Genomic DNA, 19,986 nt, shown 5'->3' on the forward strand with positions numbered 1-19,986 from the left:
ATATAGTATTCACTTTTAAATTAAATTGTTATGAACAACGAAGAGCAAAAAAAGGAATCGCACAAACATCCTGAGCACCACGAACATCAGGAACACCATCCGCACAAGGAGCATCACGAGGGTAAGGAACACGCCGATGAGATGGAGCATCATAAAGAAAAAGAGCACCATCCAGAGCAGGAACATCATGATGAAAAAGAGCATCACGATAAGAACAAAGGAAAGTAGCACAACATAAAATTAGACTGAACCAAAAGATTCAGTCTAATTTTTTTATATATCTTAACCCCTTTTCCAATAGTAGTAATTAAGGGGGTAGCACTAACGCTCTTTACCTGCAGAGAAAAATAGATTTAGAAGTTCCATATCAGATTTATAAAAAAGTTTCTGCCAATTCTAGGAATTCTGTTCCAATCCGCAAAAGTCGTATAGTTACGATCGAATAGGTTCTCCACCCCTGTTTTCAAAGTAAGTGCTTGTGCGCCATTGAATTTAAAGCGATTGGCGAGGGAAAGGTTAAAAATAGCATAGGAAGGCAAACCTTTTTCACCAAACTCAGGGTTGTAACGTTTATGGCTGGAAGAGCCGTTGATTGACGCATCAGCGAAAAACGATTTTCTGGAAAATGTAACAGCCGAATTATAAGTTAAAGGCTGCATCAATGGTAATAACAGGCCATTTTCGCCCGTACCTCTCCGATATCCCAATTGGCCGGTCCATAGAAATTCCTTTGTAACCTGGTACCCTAAGTCAATTGAAGTATTGAGGATGGCAGCGTAATTTAGCTGTTCGTATACTTTTACGCCATAAGCACCAATTGTCATTACGCTCAGGCCGTTTTTTGGCCTGCCTAAAATATAATCATCTATATGGAAGTAAGAACCACTAATTTTGGCCGTAAAGGCTGCTTTCTGATAGGCTAGACTAGCATTGACACTTGTGGATTTTTCATTACGCATATCGGGGTTGCCGATATAATCAAATCGGTCAAAGCTGTTGAAAAGATAGAAGCCATAACCTTCCGATACACTCGGGGCACGCTCTCCATAAGCTGCACCAAAAGTATAGCTCCAATTAGTTGCATCATGTCTAACGGAAGCTGAAAGCCTTTTCAGTAACCGGATTTTGCTGCCGGGCATCTCAGGATAAAATATCCGTAGGCTTTGCAGTCCAAATTGGTTATCGATGTTATTATGATGTACCGCCAGTCCTGCGCTAAATGCTGCATTCCACCTATCAGATAGCGCATACTTGTCTTCAATGAAAAGGTCTCCGTAATAGGTCTGTACTCCCGGCCACGTCAGCATGAACATATCTTTTTCGTTTGGTGTATTTGAAAACATGGTCATCTCAGCCAATGATTTGTTATAATGACCACTGAGGTTAGCTTTCCAGTCATGCCGGTTGGAAGTGCCCTGCAACATCGAATAAAAGCCAGCAGTCTTACTCCATCCTGGCATATCCATTCTAATGGGTACGTTGGGCCGTTTAGTATCGTCCATGACATGTGTAACATCATTGTAATAAACCTTGGTCTGCCATTGATATATCAGCGGCGATATGTGATGACGGGTGTAGGAAACTGAACCAATTAGTGCTTTGGCAAGGGAAACATCCATGGGCAATGCGGGGTAACCTACATCCACTGCCTTATCATAGATCAATGACGCCTCTATTTGTTGGTGTTCTTGTATTTTATAACCAGCCTGTGCTGATATATTGTATTTGGTAAACTGTGAGTACTGTATCTCCTGACCGCCCCCTGCACGATAATTACCTGCGTCCCTTATGGTGAAGTCTACGTCTGAGAAGAATTTAGGATTTGAGTAATTCAGAGATCCTCCTACTATTTTTTGTTTATTGTTAGTCTCAAATCCGGTAAAAGCCATGCCGTTCAATGCGCTCTGACCAAATGAACCCTTTTTTCTGACAAGATCCAGGGTCCCGGCGATGGTCGATCCACCCGTTGAACTGGTCGATCCGTTGTGGATGGTCGCTCTTGCCAGATTGGTAACCTCAACATACGAAGTAATGGGGTCCATTTTGTCGGTGCAGGCAGCGTAAATCCTCATGCCATCAATGGTGATGACGCTGCGTTCTGTAGCCATACCGTTCAGGTAAGGTTCCCAGGCATAGCTGCCCCGTCTGATCATATTGACCATACCCGACTTTTCCAGGTAATGGTCCAGTGTTGCCAGAGGCTTGGTGGTGTTATCTTTTAGGTTGCGTTGGGATATTACGATAACCTCCTGTAACTGTTCGGATCGGAGTGAATCCTGTCTCCGTGTTGTATCTGTCTGGGAAAAACCTACCCCAGACCACAACACCATTGTTATGATAATTATGAATGATCGATACATGATAAAAAAATTAGGTACGATACCGGCAGAAAGCTAAGTTTCTGCCCGGCTCGTTACGCACTTTTAGAGAATGTTAGAATTCCAACTCAAAATAAATACTGCTACCTTCATTTGTTTCCGTTACTTTCTCCCCCTTTATCACAGTGCCAATCGCATCAAATAACTGTAAATTGATTTTCCAGTACCCGGTCATTGTAAGGCTTAATTTGCCCTGATACATTTTGTCTGTCCCCTGTACCAAGTCTGTATTGTTTGGCGAACTATGGTTGGCCATACCGGGCATTCTCGGGTCTATTACAATTTTGTAGTCGTCCACTACAGGAAAATTCATCATCCCATCCATACGGTACAGCACGGCTTTCATATCATTAATGGCAACCTTAGGAGCCGTTGGCTCTACCATGGCCAATATATACCGTTTGCCGTCACTGCCCTGAAAAGATTCAACTACCCGTCTGTTTGCTTCAACAACAGATATTCTGTCTTTAACCGTGTAATCCTTACCATTTATAGAATAGTTTAGGCTAAGGTCCCAATATTCGCTTTCACTTCCCGCCATCTGGAAGACAACAAAGCCCGTGTAGGTAGATGTTGAATTTTTGGCTTTGCTAATCGGTGAGTATGGACAGGAATGTTTCATGCTCATCATATTCATTTCCGGAATCCAGGATGCCGTAGCATTATCGATTGTCGTACCATCTGTATTTTTGATCTGAAAAAAGATATTATTAAAGCCTGTTTGTAATTTTCCATTGAGGGTATACAATTCCACCTTATGTGTTGTATTGGACAACGTTGTTACCAATTTCAGGCCGTTAAGTTCATTCTCAATAATGGGGTTATCATCTTTAGAACAGGAAATAAGGAAGTTGCCCGTAATTATAATAAGAAAGTATTTTAATATTTTTAGAGTATTCATTTTCTGAAAATTTTTATAGTTAAATACGTTCAGCTGGAATCGGATGTATTCCAACTGAAATTTATTTTACCGGGCATACCAAATCAAATAACCGCAAAAAGTTATCAGCTATCTGCACGCCGGAAAAAGACAAGTCTGACTGCTGTCTAATCGTAATGTCACATACCATTAGCATTCAGAACAAAGAAAATTCTGGAATCTAAACAGCAATCACACCTGGTACTATAGAATTATATGGATGTAAAATATTCCGGAGGTTTGTCATTCCTCATAGTGAACAGGAATGAGTACAAACTTTGATTGCTCAAAGGATGTTTCCTTTTTACCTCTTCAAACTTTTCCGGTCTGGAAGGATAGGTAAATACAGGTTGGGGATAGTAGAACACCTCTGATTGCAGCTGTTTCAATACTTTTGCTGCCTCTTCTTCTTTCTGTTCTTTAAGCATTTTGGCGAGCTTACACTTCCCATTACACTTGAGTTGAGGTTTATTTTGGTTTTCACAAAACAGGCTGATGAAAAGAGCAGTATCGTACTCATAAATAACATACAACAGATTATTCCTCATAATTCCAAAAAGCATTATGAAAGCCAAAAAAGGAGTTGCTATTTTAGAGAATTTTCTCAAATCTATCGGCGCATATTTATGGCGCAAAGGTAGCTTTTTTTGATCAATGGATGAAGTTAATAGCGATATTTCACGTGGCATCAAAGTATTTTGGGTATGCGATTAACCACCAATGTTAGCTGCAATATGTGCAGCAGTTTTTCACAACTTGGGTTAAACTTGGGGAAATTGAAAATTAACCATTCAACAGCGGTTTTATATGATTTAATTCAGCCGACCATTTTACTGCTTGTAACAGAAAGATAGTAAGAACGGTTCATCGTTAATTAAAAGACAATGACTTTATGTTTGATAAAATCTTACACAAGTTGGGTTGAACTTGTGTAACGTTTGTATATGGAATACTCATCTTTGTAATTGGTAAATAACGCAATTGAGAATCAACTTAAATAAATTAATAGCTATGAAATACATTCTACAAAACGTTATTTTAGAGATTCACAAGAAAGAAGACCTGATTTCTTCGCAAAGTAAAAGATTGATTGATGAAGCTTATGAAATGACAATTTATCTCCAGGATCTGCTATTTTCAATCAAAAAATTTATAGTGGAAGAGGGATTTAAAGACGAAAAAGAAGAGATGCATTTCTTCCGTACGATAAAGCCTCAAGTACTAGGTAAATTGATTTATTACAATAAGATTTATCGCATAGAAACGACCTGTCCTGTCAATAATGGAAAAATGGGGATTAGTTATTTTTCAATACAGTTGGCTAATCTTAAACGCGAATATATCGAGCATGTCTGTAATTCGGATTTTTACCGGTATTATCGTTCGGGGCGCACAGACAGGGACGAAACTTATTTTAAGCGTGGACAGATCAACTATCACGATGGGTTGAACAGTATTGTGTTTGAGATAGATCCTTCTTTTTCTACTTTTTACGACTACAAGGTAGCTAGAATTATTTCCAATGAATTGTTATATACCTATCTCCTGACGAAAATAAGTCCCGATGAAAATCCAGATTCGATTTTGCAAAATTCGGAAAGTTCAAAAGATGTTTTCTGGACGGACAGTAAAAATGCCCTTATAGAGTTAGTATATGCGCTTTATGCTTCAGGTGCAATATCGCACGGTAAAATTGGGATCAGAAAAATAAGCCTGATGTTCCAAATCATCTTCCGTATTCCGCTCGGTGATCTACACCATGCTTTTCACCGGATGAAAACAAGAGCAGGCTCCCGAACTGCATTTTTAGACCAACTTAAAACCTCATTGGAAGAATATATGGATAGAGACCTTTAGCTAAAGGTTAAACAGTATATCCTAAGCAGTACACAAAATGTACTGCTTTTTCTTTGCCCATACCTGCCAATTGGCAAATGTTGGTAAAACTCCTTTAAAAAACATCTTAAACGCTCCAAAACCCTTATTAAACAGGGGTTTTCCCTAATTGTAAAATTTTTAAAAAAACCGCCAAACCAATGGGTAAGGCTTGGCAGACAAACACTGCCACCTTTAGGAATTTTGCATAGTGAACATTTAAAAGCTATGCAATGAAAATAATAACTATCGAAGAAGATGCGTGGCAACAGCTCAATAGCCGTATCAACGCGATTGCCGATTACCTGAAAAGATTGGACAATACAAGTTATGATGAGCTGTGGCTCAACAACCACGAGGTATGCCAATACTTGCACATTAGCGAAAAGACCTTATGGCGTATGCGGACCAAAGGCGAGATTGCTTATTCAAAAATCTACGGGCAGTATTTCTATACCATTGGAGCAATAAAGGATATGCTTAACGCCAATGCCATACAGAGCAGTGACGATTATGTGCAGCAGCTTATGGCAAAAGGCAAAAGTTATATCGAAAAAGGCAGAAAGCTAAAGACAGATAGAAAATAGGCATGAACCCTTAAAATTATATTCCTATGAATATTGACAGAATGGAATTTTTGGCGTGGATGGAACGCCTAATGGGTCGCCTGGATATGTTGGGCGATAATATAGATGAGTTGCAAAGGAAACGCAACAGTATAGACGGTGAGGAGCTGCTGGACAATCAGGATTTGCTTCAGATGCTCAAAATTAGTAACCGCTCGCTGCAACGTTACCGATCCATCGGCAAGCTGCCTTATTATACCATAAGCGGAAAACTGTATTATAAACTATCTGATGTACATCAATTTATACGGGAAAGTTTTAACCCGCCGGTAACTAAGTTGAACGCCATTAAGTGACAAACACTGCCTTTGAGCGCCATATAGCAAAATGCGCCCACGGCTTTATATAAATTCGGCTGTGAACTTTTAAAATTTTCAGAACATGAGCGAGGAAACCACACGTAGGCAGGAAATGCCAGAGCAATTATCAGATATATTGTTGGTGCTGGATAAAGAGAAAAAGAAAATTCAGGCCGTAAAGAGCATTGACGAAAACGGCAATATGGAAACCGTTGATCCCACGAAGAAAAATAAAAATCAGTTTATGCGTGTGGATAAGCATGGAGATTTCTTTTCCAATTTCTTTTCCAATTTTTTCAGCCAGTTAAAGAACCCAACCAATTTCTCTTTTTTCAAGGTACCTGCACCTGTAGCTATTGATACTGCAGATGCAATGCAAAAGCAGGTAGATAAGCCTACTACTGAAGGGGAGCAACTGATGAAGCAGCATGAAGTGAAGGCTGAAATGCAACAGGATAAAAAACAAGAAAATAAAAATGATATGGAAACAACACAAACAACAACGGACACAAGCGAATATCGCTTTAAGCCGGAACAGATTGATTGGGAAACAATGAACAATCTTGGATTGGGCAAAGATCGCCTCGAAAAACTGAATTTGTTAGACCCTTTGTTGAAAGGCTATAAAACCAATGAGCTTGTGCCCGTAAGTGTAAACCTCGGTGGTGCGATTGTACGCACCGATGCCCGTTTGTCTTTACAGTCTACGGAAGATGGACAAGTGGTGGCAGCAATACACGGTATCCGAAAAGAACCCAATCTGAATTTTGAGTTTTTTGGACACAAATTCACGGATGAGGATAAAAAAAATCTACTCGAAACCGGCAATATGGGCAGAGTGGTTGATTTGAAAAACACTAAGACGGGAGAAATGATGCCCTCCATTGTCAGCGTGGATAGACTGACCAATGAACTTATTGCCCTACGGACAGATTTCATAAAAATCCCTGATGAGATAAAAGGGGTAAAATTGGACGACGTACAAAAGCAAACCTTAATGGAGGGCAAACCGCTTCAGCTGGATGGTATGCTTTCCAAAAAAGGAACTGAATTTTCTGCAACGGTACAGTTCAATGCAGACAAACGTTATGTAGAATTTCTGTTTGACCGCAACAACACCAACAGACAAACGCAAAACAATGGACAGAATACACAGCAAAGCAATCAGCAAAGTCAACCGCAGGAAGCCCCGAAAACATTCAGGGGAAAAGAACTGACAGACGAACAATACAAAGATTTCAAAGCTGGGCAAACCGTTTACATTGATGGGTTGAAGGATAAGAAAGGACAACCGTACCAAGGCTATATTACTTTCAATGCCGAAACCGGCAAAACGAACTTCCAGTTTCCAAGCCAGGTTAAGGCACAGGCAAAACCTGTTGAAACCCATAAGACCCAAACAGCGGTCAATTCGGAAGGTAAAACTAATGAAGCGACCAAGAACATCAAAGAGCCTTTGAAGTCAGGGCAGCAAACCCCAAAAGACAAAAAGCAGCAGGAACAACAGGAAAAACCTCAAACACCCGCAAAATCTAAAGGCAGAAAAATGTAGTATAATATGAAAACAATCATCGCAGAAAAACCAAGCGTAGCAAGGGAAATAGCCGGACTAGTTGGGGCATCCGATAAACAGGATGGCTACCTGACAGGTAACGGCTATTTTGTTACGTGGGCATTCGGTCATTTAATTGGATTGGGAATGCCCGAAGATTACGGTATATTAGGATTTGACAAATCAGCTTTGCCCATAATCCCCAACCCTTTTTTACTGACTGTCCGGAAAATCAAAAAGGACAAAGGTTATATCGCAGATCCTGGAGCTTTAAAGCAGCTCAAAGTCATAGAACGGCTTTTTAACCAAAGCAACAGCATCATTGTGGCTACCGATGCAGGTCGTGAGGGCGAATTGATATTCCGCTATATCTACGAATACCTGAAATGCAGCAAGTCCTTTGAGCGCCTTTGGATTAGTTCGCTTACCGAAAAGGCCATTAAGCATGGGTTTGATAACCTGAAAGACGGTGCAGCATTTGACGGACTGTACCAAGCGGCACGAGGCAGAAGCCGAGCCGATTGGCTCGTGGGGATCAATGCCACACAGGCCTTAAGTATTGCCGCGGGAAACGGCATCTATTCGCTTGGAAGGGTACAGACACCTACATTGGCTTTAATATGCAAACGCTATTTAGACAACAAGCATTTCTCGGTAACAAAATATTGGCAGATCCAGTTATTGCACAACAAAGAACTGATAGATTTTAAAAGCATTTCCAAAACAAAATGGGAGGATCAAAAACTTGCCGATGATACACTGAAGGCCATTCAGCGAAATGAAACGGCAACAGTTATATCGGTAGAAACCAAAAGCGTTACAGAGCAGCCGCCTTTATTGTTCGACCTTACCGGATTACAAAAAGAAGCCAATAAAAAGTTGAACCTGTCAGCCGAAGAAACCCTTAACATTGCGCAAAGTCTGTATGAGAAAAAGTTCATCACGTATCCTCGTACGGGAAGTAAATACATTCCTGAAGATGTATGGGCAGAAATTCCCAATCTGGTGAGAGCTTTGCAAGATAGAGAAACCTGCAAGCAAGCCGTATCAAAAGTAAAATGGGGGCGTTTCAATAAACGGATCGTGAACGATCTGCGTGTTACCGACCACCACGGATTACTGATTACGGATAAAATCCCGTCAGCCCTGAACGCAAAAGAAAATGAGGTATATGATATGATTGCATTTCGATTGCTCGAAGCGCTTTCGCAAGCCTGTATCAAAGAGATAACCGATGTGGGTTTGCAGGTGTTGCATTACGATTTTTCAGCAAAAGGCTGTAAGATTATAGAAGCAGGTTGGCGTTCCGTTAAGGGAAGTTTTACGGACGATGATACGGAACCTGTACAGGACTTACCTGAACTGAAAAAAGGCAATGAACTCAAAATAAAAGAAGCCTCCGTACTCGAAAAGAAAACCAAACCGCCTGTACTTTATACCGAGGCGGGGCTATTGTCGGCAATGGAAACCGCAGGAAAAGAAATCGAGAATGAAGACGAACGTAAAGTCCTTCAAAATATCGGTATAGGCACTCCGGCAACAAGGGCGGCAATCATCGAAACCCTGTTTGCACGCAATTACATCCAAAGGGAAAAGAAGTCCCTTATCCCTACAGAAAAGGGATTGCAAGTGTATGATTTGGTTAAGGATCGCAAAATTGCGGATGTGTCAATGACGGCCGAGTGGGAATTGGCTTTACAGAAAATAGAAAATAACGATGCGGATGTCGGGGCATTCCAAAAGGAAATGGAAACTTATGCGTCTACTATTACCAATGAATTGCTGCAAACTTCCATCGTCCACAACCTTCCTCAATTGGTTTGCCCGAAATGTAAAAGTCAGCAACTCATCATTCGTGATAAGATTGTCAAATGTCCTGATGAGGGTTGTAGCTGGGTGCAGTTCCGCAATGTGTGTGGCGTGCAAATTGGCATAGCCGATATTGAAAGCCTTGTCAATAAAAAAAGAACTTCGCTTATCAAAGGAATGAAAAGCAAGGCAGGAAAGAAATTCGATGCGTATATCGTATTGGATGATCATTGCAAAACTACCTTTGAATTTGAAAAGAAGAAAATGAAATAGTTTACATAAGCTTATTATAACGGCGTTAATCGCCGTTATTTTTGATGGGAGCAATAAAAATATTTATGTAAATTTGTTTTCACGGCGATAATCACCGTCTAAATTAAAATTTATAAATATGGCGCTTAACACTGAACGACGTAAACTATTGGAGCAAATAATGCCTGAAAGTATGATTGTTACGCGAAAATGGCTGACGGACCAGGCTGCTTTAGATACGCATGCTATAGATAACCTGGTTAAGAGTGAACAACTGAAGCTGTTGTGGAAAGGACTTTATACACGGGGAAAGGTTCAGCTTTCGTGGCAAAGTATGCTGTACACGCTACAAACCGTGATGAAAACAGATCTTGTTGCAGGAGGATTATCGGCACTGGAATTAAAAGGCTTTTCCCATTATCTGCCCACTTCGAAAAAAGAAACAATACAGCTTTATGGCAATGATAAATTACCTGTATGGGCCAATGAACTATCGGAAACGATAACATTTGTTCGCCATACCCGGAATAAACTGTTTTCCGGTATGGAAAGGCAAGTATCCGACAGCTACACTTCTACTGTTTTCTGGAAAGAGGGTTTGGACGAACTTAAAATATCCTGTCCGGAAAGAGCCTGCCTCGAAATGCTGGACGAAGTACCGGATAAAATCTCGTTAGAACACGCTGATCAGCTTATACAGGGTATGACCTCCTTATCGCCCCGCACTTTGCAAAAATTACTGGAAGCCTGTACCAATGTAAAGGTTAAGCGGCTTTTCCTTTGGTTCGGTTCACGACACAACTATACCTGGTTTTCAAAATTGAATACCGACAGTATAGACCTCGGTTCCGGAAACCGGGTAATCGTCAAAGGCGGCGATCTCGATAAAACATATAAAATAACCGTTCCTAAAAATTTCCAATCCTAAGATGAAAAAGGACAGCATATATTACAAACAGGTGCAGTTGTTGGTGCGTATCCTACCGCTACTGGATAGTGAAAAGTGTTTTGCACTAAAAGGCGGCACGGCTATCAATCTTTTTTACAGGGAGCTGCCACGGCTTTCTGTAGATATAGATTTATTGTACCTGCCCTCCGAAGGTCGTGAGGAAGCATTGGTCAACATTCGGGCTGCATTAACCCGATTAAGCGAGTTGATTAAGAAAACCATTCCTGGCATTCACATACAAAACGCACACGAGCAGGGAAATGCGCTTCGTTTAATCCTGCAACTGGAAGATGTAAGGATTAAGGTGGAATTGTCGCCGGTGATCCGTGGAACGGTATTCTCCGAAGTACGAATGGAGGTAAGTGAGCCTGTGGAGAGGGAGTTCGGATATGCCGAAATACAGGTAGCTTCGTTGCCCGATCTGTATGCCGGAAAAATTGCAGCCGCCCTGGACCGGCAACATCCCCGTGATTTATTTGACGTGAAATTCCTGCTCGAAAACGAGGGCTTTACTGAAGACCTGCGCAAAACGTTCCTTGTGTTCCTAATCAGCCATCAGCGGCCAATGGCAGAACTTTTGGCTCCTCACCGTAAAAATATAAGAGAAGTATATGAAGCAGAATTTGCACAAATGGCCGAAGTGGATATTCCCGTTGAAGCACTGGAGGCCACGAGGGAACAACTCATTGAAATTATCAATACGGATATGACCACTGATGAGCGGAAATTTTTGTTGTCGTTCAAAGAGCGAAACCCACAATGGGAACTGCTGGGGTTGCCTAATATGGAAGAGGTTGCCCAACTACCATCCGTTCAATGGAAATTGTTCAATCTCTCAAAAATGGACGAAAAAAAACATAACCAGGCAGTAGAGAAACTGAAAGAAGTACTGAAGTTATAGAATTGGGTTGCCTTTTCGAAAGTATATACTGAATTGATCATCAATAACAACAAAGTTTACCAACAGAAAATTTTACCCAAGTTAAACCCAACTTTAGTTTTTTATTCAATTATATATTTGAAATTTGTATTTCTCATAATAAGCTCCAATGCTATTGTAAATGATTTCCAGTGAATTAGGAAAACCATTGGCCTATGAAGATACCATATACATTGTATTCTAAAAATGAGCATGTAAAATCCAAGAATGAGCCTCATAACCTCTCCGAACAGAGCAGGTACGTACTGACCTTTGCCCAGAAAACACATCATTTCCAAATACCTGAAATGGATCTTTTCAGCCAACAACTGAATTACAAGCCTTTTTTTGTCGATCTGGTAGAGATTAATGTTAAGAAGCCAACCCATATTCCTTTTGATATCCATGACAGGCAACTGTTCATGTTCTTTATGCTCAAAGGCAGCCTGCTCTATACCACATCTTCAAAAATTCCTATAATTAAGATACAAGCCAACACGTTCCTGATGTCGTACTATGACGAGGGATCATATTTAGCATATGCTGAAAGAGGACAACACATTGCCCTTGTACTGAGCATACATCCCGATTGGATTGAAAGTATAGATCAGGAGTATTACAATGTGCAACAAATTCTGCAAAGGTTCCTGAATGGTAAAAAATCTTATGAAACAATGGGGCAATGCCGTATGGATAGGAAAATACATCGTTGGCTGTATAAGATTTATAGTTACTCGCAAAATAACAAAGGGGCACTCGATGGCAATTTGCGCAAATACGTAAGTTTGCTGCTGGAGTATTACGATAGCTTGTTGGAAGACCAGGATAAGGATGCGGCTTATCGGATCAAGGGGTTTATAGAAGAGCATTATTGCGATGTCTCCTTAAACGTAAGGCAGTTGGCAGCGCATTTCTTTGTTACCGAGAGAACTTTGTTGAATATATTTAAGCGTACCTATCATGTAAGCGTTCAGCAATTTATCGCTGATCTACGTATTGGCCATGCTTTACTTTTATTGGATCAGGGGATCGGGGTCAAGGATGTGTATATGGAAGTGGGTTATGCTGATGAACGATCCTTTCGCTCTGCCTTGGAGCGTTATCAGAAACGCAAAAAATAGGGATATTCCAAGATATTGTCAAAATCGGAAAATTCTCGACACAAACCTGCTCAATTTTTACCGATTTTGACTTTCGCACGCTTAACGCTTTAGTGAACTTTGTATCAAAGGATGGTGAGAACCCTCACTAATATACAAAGGCAATGGAAACAACAGCTACATATCCAAACCAACTCAAAAGAAAACGGATAACACTCAATATCGTTATCATTCTATTGCTGCTTCTTTGGATACCTGTAAGCATTGACAAAATAACAGACTTTGCAGCATTTAAAAGCGGTATCCTCCGTCAACCCTTTTCGGATAGTTTAAGGTACATCCTTATTTACACGCTCCCGGCGTTGGAATTAATAACAGTACTGACATTGGTAATGGAAAAGTTTCGCAAGGGTGGTTTAATCCTATCTACCGTATTAATGACTGCTTTTACAGCTTATATCGCTGTGGCTCTTATGGGCGCATGGGAAAAATTGCCCTGCGGGTGCGGGTCGGTGATAAGCGGCATGACTTGGTTGCAACATTTTTTCTTCAATCTCTTGTTCCTTTTTTTAAGCGGTTGGGGGCTTTACTTATGGCATAAATTACGAGGTAGCAACGCCAGAGGCGTAGTTGCCGAGGGCGCGTCTGCCAAAAGACATATAAAAAAGTATTCTTTAACATCAAAATTTTAAAGCGATGAAAAAATTAAAAATGAACCTATTTATGGTAGCTGCTTTAGCGATTGCGGCTATAACCATGTCATTTAAAATGGCTGATACCACAACACAATGGCGTTACATCGGCACAGCCAGCCAGCCATTCAACGATGCTTCCCTTTGGGAACAGGGTGCTGGTTCGGGATGCGGGCCAGCAGGTGCTAAACCCTGCCAGCTTAACGTTGATGCTGCCGATGAGCAGGAACTTATCGATTATTTTTCTACCGTGTCAAGCACGGACGTTTACAATATGTCAACGAAGAAAAATTGACCTCATCGTAAAAATTGAAAGGCTATCGTTTGATAGCCTTTTTTTTATCTTGGATTTTGTTGTATCCCGCCAATTTCTATAACAGTTTCAGGTATAGCAATGGCATAGCGCAGGTCATTAGGAGGTAAAGTAAAAGATTGCCCACCAACCGTTCGTGTAAGGGTTATGTTGTAACCATCCCTGTTCAATCGTTTAATATCCGACCAGCGTAAACTACGCATGGTTAATTCTTTTCTTCGTTCTTCTAAAACAGTTCGTAGCGCAGCATCATTATTCGTGAATGTATAAGGTATAAAACTGCCAATTTTCCATCGCTTAATGGCAAGTTGATTTAATGCCTCGGCTGCTTGGGAAAGTTGTCCTAAACGGACGTTACATTCAGCAGCTATTAGTAAAAGTTCAGCAGGTGTAAGACTATTCATCAAACCAAAATATCCAATATGCGTTCCTTTAAAAAAATACGAGCCGTCAGTATTCTTGCCGAAATAAATGACTTTGCGTAAATCCTCGTTACTATATAAATCATAAAGAGCGGGAACTATCTTACATACTGTTTGGTTCAACTGACTGGCGTAATATATGGATGTATAGGATATTAATTCCTTGCTGGCGTAGTTAATTGCGGGTATTGGGAAATCAGCATTTGGGTCTAAAGTGTTAAAATCAATTATCTGTGCATTTGTATTGCCAAGAGCGGCTCTTGCGTTCTCTAAGGCTTTTTCATACTCACCCATAAACAAATAAGTCCTTGCCAATAATCCGTATGCCGCAGCTTTTCCGGGAAGGGTTACGCCTATTGGATTGATTGGTAAAAGCGGTATAGCATCGGATAGGTCTTTGATAATTAAATCATAGGTCTGCTGTACCGATGACCTGACAGATTTAATAGTTACGTCAGGTACTACCCGCAAGACCATTCCTAAGTCTGTATTTGCAGTTTGTTTATTGTAGGCAAGCGACCATATCTGTACCCCATCTAGATAACGAGCCGCCCTAAAAAACAAAGCCTGCCCTTTGATATTATTTGCTTGATTGCCTGTCAAATGATTTTCATCAAGCCCTTGCAACACAGAATTGGAAACATATATAGACTTATAGGTGTTGTACCATTCATCACCTACCGAAGATTGCGGTCGGGTTACATAATCGGGTTGCCATGTATATAATCTTTTTTCGCTTTCATATTGCATGGAATTAAAATCAGCGTCCGAAAGATAATAATCATCAGAACTGACTTCACCCGCAGCTATAAAATCATTATTCATGTGATTGTAATTGTTAAGCAACGCCTGAAATTCATCAAGGGTAGTAGGAACCGTGAGCCGCTTATCAGATTTTTCTTCAAGGAATTTTTTACAGCCTACAAATAGCATGGATAGTAATACAGAAAGTATTGTTATTTGAATGTTTTTTTTCATTGTGATAAAGACTTTAAAATTTTGACCGAATACCTATTGCGTAATTTGCTGGAGGGACAATATTGTAAGTACCTCTACTAAAATCAGGGTCAAGACCTGCTTTATTGGCTCTCCATAGCAAGCCAAGATTATTGGCATTGACATATACCTGTAACCCTTTTATGCCTACGTTAGCGGGCATTTTAAAATCATAGGCAAGATTTATGTATTGAAGCCTGATGTGGTCGCCTTTTTCTACCAAGACACTGGAACCGTTATAAAAAGCATCACGGTTGGAATTGGCGGTGTATAGATTTACCGGAACGTTGGTATGTGCCTCGTCTCCCGGTTTTTGCCAACGAAGTGCATAATCCGAATGCCCACGCCAATTATTGAACAGGTCTGTATAGTTGACAGAATTGCGCCTGAACCAATAACCGAACTTAAACGAAACACCTACTTGTAAGCTGATGTTTTTATAAGATACCGCATTGATTAGTGAACCAAATTTTGTGGGGACTGCTGAACCAAAATATTCCAAATCCTCCACTTTAGTACCTGTTCCAACAATGCTGCTATAATTTTTGCTTACCTCACCACTAAGGTAGCCCTGTGCTTCACCTGTATTCGGGTCAAGTCCAGCCCATTTATAACCGTACATTGCATATACAGGATGCCCCTTTATGCCCGATATTGGTGTAAAGGCAGGGTTGACATATTCCTGTGCCAATGTTCTATCTATTTCATATAGGATTATCTTATCCTTATACAGACTAAAATTCAGTGTTGTTCTCCATTTGAACGCACGGCCAATATTTAAACTCCGAAGTTCGATGTCCAAACCATTGCCTTCCATGGTCGCCACATTTCGCAGTGTCGATGGTTGCATACCATTAGTATAGTCAATTGGGGCAGCCCCAAAAAGATTTTCACCTTTTTTATGATAGTATTCGACAGAACCCGATATACGTTCATTTTTCATGCGAAAATCGACCGCTGCATTTAACATTTTGGAAGTTTCCCATTTTAACAATGGGTTGTAGAAATTACTAATGGATGCCATCGGGTAACCATTAATGAGTGAGTTCTGAAAAAAGTAACTAATGGTATTAACTGCAACCATAGCGGGGTCAATATTGCCGCTAAAGCCGTAGGTTGCCCGTAAATTGAGGTAAGGCAGAAAATCAAATTTATAAAACTTTTCATTCGACACTTTCCAAGCAAGTCCAGCCGACCAAAAAGGGTTCCATTGGTCATTGGTCTTCAGTCCGAAAAGGTTACTTGCATCCCTGCGGACACTTGCCGAAAACACATACCTTTTATCAAACGTATAGGCAGCATTAGCGAATTGTGATACGAAATTTGTTGTATTACCACTTAAATATTGACCACCTTGTATAAATGCGCTCCCTCTTGGAAGCGTAGGGTAAGTATTTATATAATTCACATACCCGGTGGTAAGGTTGTTTTCATTATAACCATAAAAACGTTCCTGTTGTCCGGTTGAATTTTTGGAACGCATTTCGGCTCCTGCTATGGCTATAATATTGTGCTTGCCAAAAGTATTGTCAAAGTTCAGTTGTCCCCGCAGGTTATTTGCATTTAAGACACTATTGGATTTATCCAATATGCCGCCTTTAGGCACAATGAAAACTGCATTGCCATTAACGATTTGAGCAAAGCGATTGATGTAATCCCGTGCCATATAGCTGGTTTCATCTGCAAGATTGTTGTTCAGCCCCCACTGCTTTTCGTATTGATAATTTACTGTTGCAGTCAGCCCTTTGATAATTTGATAATCGAGGACGGCAGTTGCCAATATATCAGATGCGTTATTATTTAATGTTTGGTGCTGCCAGTCGGTAAGTGGATAATAATTCCAGTCAAGCAGTTTTCCATCACCTGCGGTTTGTATATAATTGAGGTTATAATCCTTTGTTACGGGCAAGGCATTGCCGTTAGCATCTGCCATTAGCATATAGGGTACAAAGGAGTTGGTTTTCATGGAAACATTGTTGTAACCATACCTACCTGATTTATTTTGGCTTTGGGTATAATACAATCCTGTGGTAAGGGAGACTTGCCGAATTGGCCGATACGTATTTTGGAAACGGAAATTAATACGTTGATAAGTAGCTCCTAAATTGCTTTTATTGTTATCATATCCTACCGATGATGTCCACGAAAATTTATCAGCACCACCCTGGGCACTCAAAAAATACTGTTGATTGACAGACGGCTTATACATATACTGATTAAACTGCTCTCTCGCATCCACATTTCTTAATGCGTCAATCTGTTGTTGTGCCTGCTCTTGTGTCATCGCACCTGTGCGCACTTTGTTCAATAGGTAGACCACAGGGCTGATGACCGGACGGTTTACCGAATTGATTTGGCTGTTGTAAAAGTTCCGTTTAAATAATTCTTGTTCCATGTCAATGTAATCATTGGATGACATCTGACGGATGTACCCCAAATCAGGCTTTGTTCCAATGGTAAGGTTGGAATTGAACGATAAGGTAATCGGCTGATTGAAACGACCGTTTTTTGTGGTAATCACAATTACGCCATTTGCCGCTCTTGCACCCCAAATGCTGGCAGCAGATGCATCTTTTAGGATAGTTATGTTTTCTACAATGTTGGGATTGATATTGGTAATATCACCATCATACGGGAAATTATCTATAATAATCAATGGGTCTTTGGGGCCACGAATGGTACTTAATCCCCGTACCATCATTTGGGGAGTGCCACCAAGACCATTAGCAATAACAATGCTGTTGCCAATAGCTGGCAACCGGGAAAGAATATCTGTACCCACCTGTTGATTAAACAGTTCATTGCTCACTGTGGAAAATGAGCCTGTTGCTCGCTCTTTGGGAATTTTCTGATAACCTGTTGACACCACTTCTACTTCATCCAATAAACGGGAAGAGATATGCAGGAAGATGTTTAAAGTATCCCGCTGTGGCAGGTTTACGGTTACTGTAATTGCCTCATAGCCTACGTGATTAATAAGCAATAGCACGGCATTTACATTGGTAGCAGTTTGGATGGTAAAATAGCCTTTACCGTTGGTGCTTACCGTTCTGTCCGCTCCTTTCAGGGATACACTGGCTCCCTCAACAGGCAAAGTATCATTACGGGAAATAACCCTACCTGTGATAGTTTGTTGTGCGAACAAGCAAACGGACGCAGTAAGCAGTGTGATAAGAAGTAAAAAAGATTTCATTCATGAATTGAGTTAGATTGTGATAAAATGGTAGCAACTATTTGTCCTTTATGACGAACATATTAAGGCTTCTTTTGGCGGGTATGAGGTCGAGGTCATACCTATTCAGTTCTTTTTTAAGGCTTGCCAAATCCCTAACGCCCGATATTTCAATATCTACATTATCGGTGTAGCCTGTTTCATCAATAATAAGCTGGTCAATAGGTGTATCGTCAATAAGACGGTTAACCATATAAGCTATTGGCAGATTAGATAGAATAGAGGGTGGATTTGGAAATGTATTTTTTAATTTTCCTCCTTTACTTTTGATTAGGTCTTTTGAGGAAGTCCTTACCAGTATAAGGCACTCTACCATACGCTTTTCAATGCTGCCCATGTAGTCCGAGTACTCGTTAAGGTAATTCAGCACATAGTGGGATAAACTGTCTGCTTTTTCTCCGGGTACAATCAACTCATAGTTGAATAGGTTGTATTCCTCAAATGTTCCATCAGGTTTTAAGATTGGATTTAGTAATGCTGGCTGCTTAACGTCAACAATAACCCGCTTCCGATTGAACTTTTCCCCGTTCCTGCTAAATAGGTCTTCAAGTACTGGGCGATAAATATCCATCATGGACTGGTTAGTCATCTGCCTACTAAATATTTTGCCCTCTTTGGTCTTTTTAAAATTTCCGGCGGATGGTAAGCCAGGATAATAACCTTTCGCAAAAATGGAGTAACCTTTTAATTGTAAATTGCTGCCAAAGTGTTCAGAAAGGAACAACGGTCTATCACGGTCAATATCCACCTTAGAGGTCATTTGCGTTTCGTTGTTGTCCAGAACTGCTCGTATGTTTGTTGGAGTTATTTCTTCTGCCTGTGTTGTGTTCAGCACTTTACCATTTGGAGCAATCCATACGATATGAGGTAGGATATTATTTGGGAAATAATTTGAAAGTACGCTGTCGTTAATAACAGAGTTAACATAAGTGTGTCCTTTACCTGCTCCTGCTGTAAAGAATTTATTTATCTTTTCTTTGGGTTCGCCTGTTACTGCCAGCACTTTTATCTTGTCGGCAAATTCATTTTGCAAAGCATGTAGTTTTGGAAAATTCTTTATACAGGGCGAACAATACGTTGCCCAAAAATCCAGTATGATCAGCTTACCTTTATAATCGGCAAGAGTGATGGTCCGTTTACCCTGGGGATGGTTCACCACCTGCAAAGGGGTGTTCCAAAGTGCATCGGGAATTTGGTCGCCGATGTTTAATGCGGTGATGTTTTGGTTGTTTGCAGTCCTGACTTCTCGGGACTGCGGACGGGCTACCCCGACACTAAACAACATGAAACAAAAAACTAAAAAATACCTGCCCTCTATTATCAGTCTCGGACAATGGCAGGCTATAAAAATCGAAATCTTATTACGTAGAGGTTTGCTCATTTTGTTGCCGGTTAGTTAGATTTTTTTTTACAATAGAATAATACTCTGTGAGGTATTATAAATTGCTAAACCGGGCTTTTAATAATGGAGCGAAGGCTGAATTTGAGGCAGAAGAATAAAACAATAGCTTTCACCTTTCTTATTATGGAAAGGCAATAGTATTGTATATACTTGCTGATCAATCTCCTCATTTTAGGTTATTTGTTCCAAATAACGTTTATAATGAGGTTTGTTTGAAGCAAATTTGGTTGTCAATTATCTGTTTTTGGTTG

17 protein-coding genes are annotated in these 19,986 nt (G+C 40.4%); 11 read left to right on the forward strand and 6 right to left on the reverse strand.

The genetic code is table 11. The features are described from left to right. The first annotated feature begins 30 nt into the window (after positions 1-30). The gene (locus BM192_RS03335; RefSeq protein ID WP_037440256.1) at positions 31-228 is read left to right on the forward strand and encodes a hypothetical protein; all 198 of its coding nucleotides are present in this window, start codon (positions 31-33) and stop codon (positions 226-228) included. 125 nt (positions 229-353) lie between these two features. On the opposite strand, the gene BM192_RS03340 is transcribed toward BM192_RS03335, so the two are convergent. The 3 genes from BM192_RS03340 to BM192_RS20870 all read right to left on the reverse strand — a co-directional run bounded on the left by BM192_RS03340 (position 354) and on the right by BM192_RS20870 (position 3,986). Beyond that, complete coding sequence (locus tag BM192_RS03340) at positions 354-2,360, reverse strand: TonB-dependent receptor plug domain-containing protein (protein ID WP_083401125.1); 2,007 nt, start codon at positions 2,358-2,360, stop codon at positions 354-356. A 73-nt stretch (positions 2,361-2,433) separates the two neighbouring features. After that, on the reverse strand, positions 2,434-3,279 hold the full coding sequence (locus BM192_RS03345; RefSeq protein WP_037440430.1) for a hypothetical protein: 846 nt from the start codon (positions 3,277-3,279) through the stop codon (positions 2,434-2,436). Positions 3,280-3,509: 230 nt separating this feature from the next. Continuing rightward, positions 3,510-3,986 (reverse strand): hypothetical protein, encoded by a 477-nt coding sequence (locus BM192_RS20870; RefSeq protein WP_037440258.1) that lies wholly within the window; start codon positions 3,984-3,986, stop codon positions 3,510-3,512. A gap of 322 nt (positions 3,987-4,308) precedes the next feature. Here BM192_RS20870 and BM192_RS03355 point away from each other — a divergent pair, with 322 nt between their 5' ends. From BM192_RS03355 to BM192_RS03400, 10 genes are all read left to right on the forward strand, one after another. Then, positions 4,309-5,154 (forward strand): RteC domain-containing protein, encoded by an 846-nt coding sequence (locus BM192_RS03355; protein WP_037440432.1) that lies wholly within the window; start codon positions 4,309-4,311, stop codon positions 5,152-5,154. Positions 5,155-5,405: 251 nt separating this feature from the next. Next, positions 5,406-5,759 (forward strand): helix-turn-helix domain-containing protein, encoded by a 354-nt coding sequence (locus tag BM192_RS03360; protein WP_037440260.1) that lies wholly within the window; start codon positions 5,406-5,408, stop codon positions 5,757-5,759. Positions 5,760-5,785: 26 nt separating this feature from the next. Continuing rightward, positions 5,786-6,094 carry a helix-turn-helix domain-containing protein gene (locus tag BM192_RS03365; protein WP_037440262.1) on the forward strand — a complete coding sequence of 103 codons (309 nt, stop codon included), beginning with the start codon at positions 5,786-5,788 and terminating at the stop codon, positions 6,092-6,094. Positions 6,095-6,179: 85 nt separating this feature from the next. Then, complete coding sequence (locus tag BM192_RS03370) at positions 6,180-7,649, forward strand: DUF3945 domain-containing protein (protein WP_037440264.1); 1,470 nt, start codon at positions 6,180-6,182, stop codon at positions 7,647-7,649. A gap of 6 nt (positions 7,650-7,655) precedes the next feature. After that, entirely contained in the window at positions 7,656-9,731 is a 2,076-nt protein-coding gene (locus BM192_RS03375; RefSeq protein WP_037440266.1) for a type IA DNA topoisomerase, read from the forward strand. A 118-nt stretch (positions 9,732-9,849) separates the two neighbouring features. Further along, positions 9,850-10,638, forward strand: coding sequence for a type IV toxin-antitoxin system AbiEi family antitoxin (locus tag BM192_RS03380; RefSeq protein WP_037440268.1), 789 nt, complete (start codon positions 9,850-9,852; stop codon positions 10,636-10,638). Between the two features lies 1 nt (position 10,639). After that, positions 10,640-11,560 carry a nucleotidyl transferase AbiEii/AbiGii toxin family protein gene (locus tag BM192_RS03385; protein ID WP_037440269.1) on the forward strand — a complete coding sequence of 307 codons (921 nt, stop codon included), beginning with the start codon at positions 10,640-10,642 and terminating at the stop codon, positions 11,558-11,560. A gap of 194 nt (positions 11,561-11,754) precedes the next feature. Continuing rightward, positions 11,755-12,699 carry a helix-turn-helix domain-containing protein gene (locus tag BM192_RS03390; protein ID WP_037440271.1) on the forward strand — a complete coding sequence of 315 codons (945 nt, stop codon included), beginning with the start codon at positions 11,755-11,757 and terminating at the stop codon, positions 12,697-12,699. A gap of 143 nt (positions 12,700-12,842) precedes the next feature. Further along, positions 12,843-13,370: a MauE/DoxX family redox-associated membrane protein gene (locus BM192_RS03395; RefSeq protein ID WP_037440273.1), complete on the forward strand. Its 528-nt coding sequence runs from the start codon at positions 12,843-12,845 to the stop codon at positions 13,368-13,370. A 4-nt stretch (positions 13,371-13,374) separates the two neighbouring features. After that, the gene (locus BM192_RS03400) at positions 13,375-13,665 is read left to right on the forward strand and encodes a hypothetical protein (protein WP_037440275.1); all 291 of its coding nucleotides are present in this window, start codon (positions 13,375-13,377) and stop codon (positions 13,663-13,665) included. 44 nt (positions 13,666-13,709) lie between these two features. On the opposite strand, the gene BM192_RS03405 is transcribed toward BM192_RS03400, so the two are convergent. From BM192_RS03405 to BM192_RS03415, 3 genes are read right to left on the reverse strand one after another with little or no spacing between them, the layout of a single operon-like run. Further along, positions 13,710-15,083 carry a RagB/SusD family nutrient uptake outer membrane protein gene (locus BM192_RS03405; RefSeq protein WP_037440277.1) on the reverse strand — a complete coding sequence of 458 codons (1,374 nt, stop codon included), beginning with the start codon at positions 15,081-15,083 and terminating at the stop codon, positions 13,710-13,712. Positions 15,084-15,096: 13 nt separating this feature from the next. Further along, the gene (locus BM192_RS03410) at positions 15,097-18,294 is read right to left on the reverse strand and encodes a SusC/RagA family TonB-linked outer membrane protein (protein WP_051759832.1); all 3,198 of its coding nucleotides are present in this window, start codon (positions 18,292-18,294) and stop codon (positions 15,097-15,099) included. 37 nt (positions 18,295-18,331) lie between these two features. Then, positions 18,332-19,618 carry a TlpA family protein disulfide reductase gene (locus tag BM192_RS03415; protein WP_051759834.1) on the reverse strand — a complete coding sequence of 429 codons (1,287 nt, stop codon included), beginning with the start codon at positions 19,616-19,618 and terminating at the stop codon, positions 18,332-18,334. Between the last annotated feature and the right edge of the window lie 368 nt (positions 19,619-19,986).

It is taken from the genome of Pedobacter antarcticus, from assembly GCF_900112985.1.
GTDB classification, from domain to species: Bacteria; Bacteroidota; Bacteroidia; order Sphingobacteriales; family Sphingobacteriaceae; genus Pedobacter; species Pedobacter antarcticus.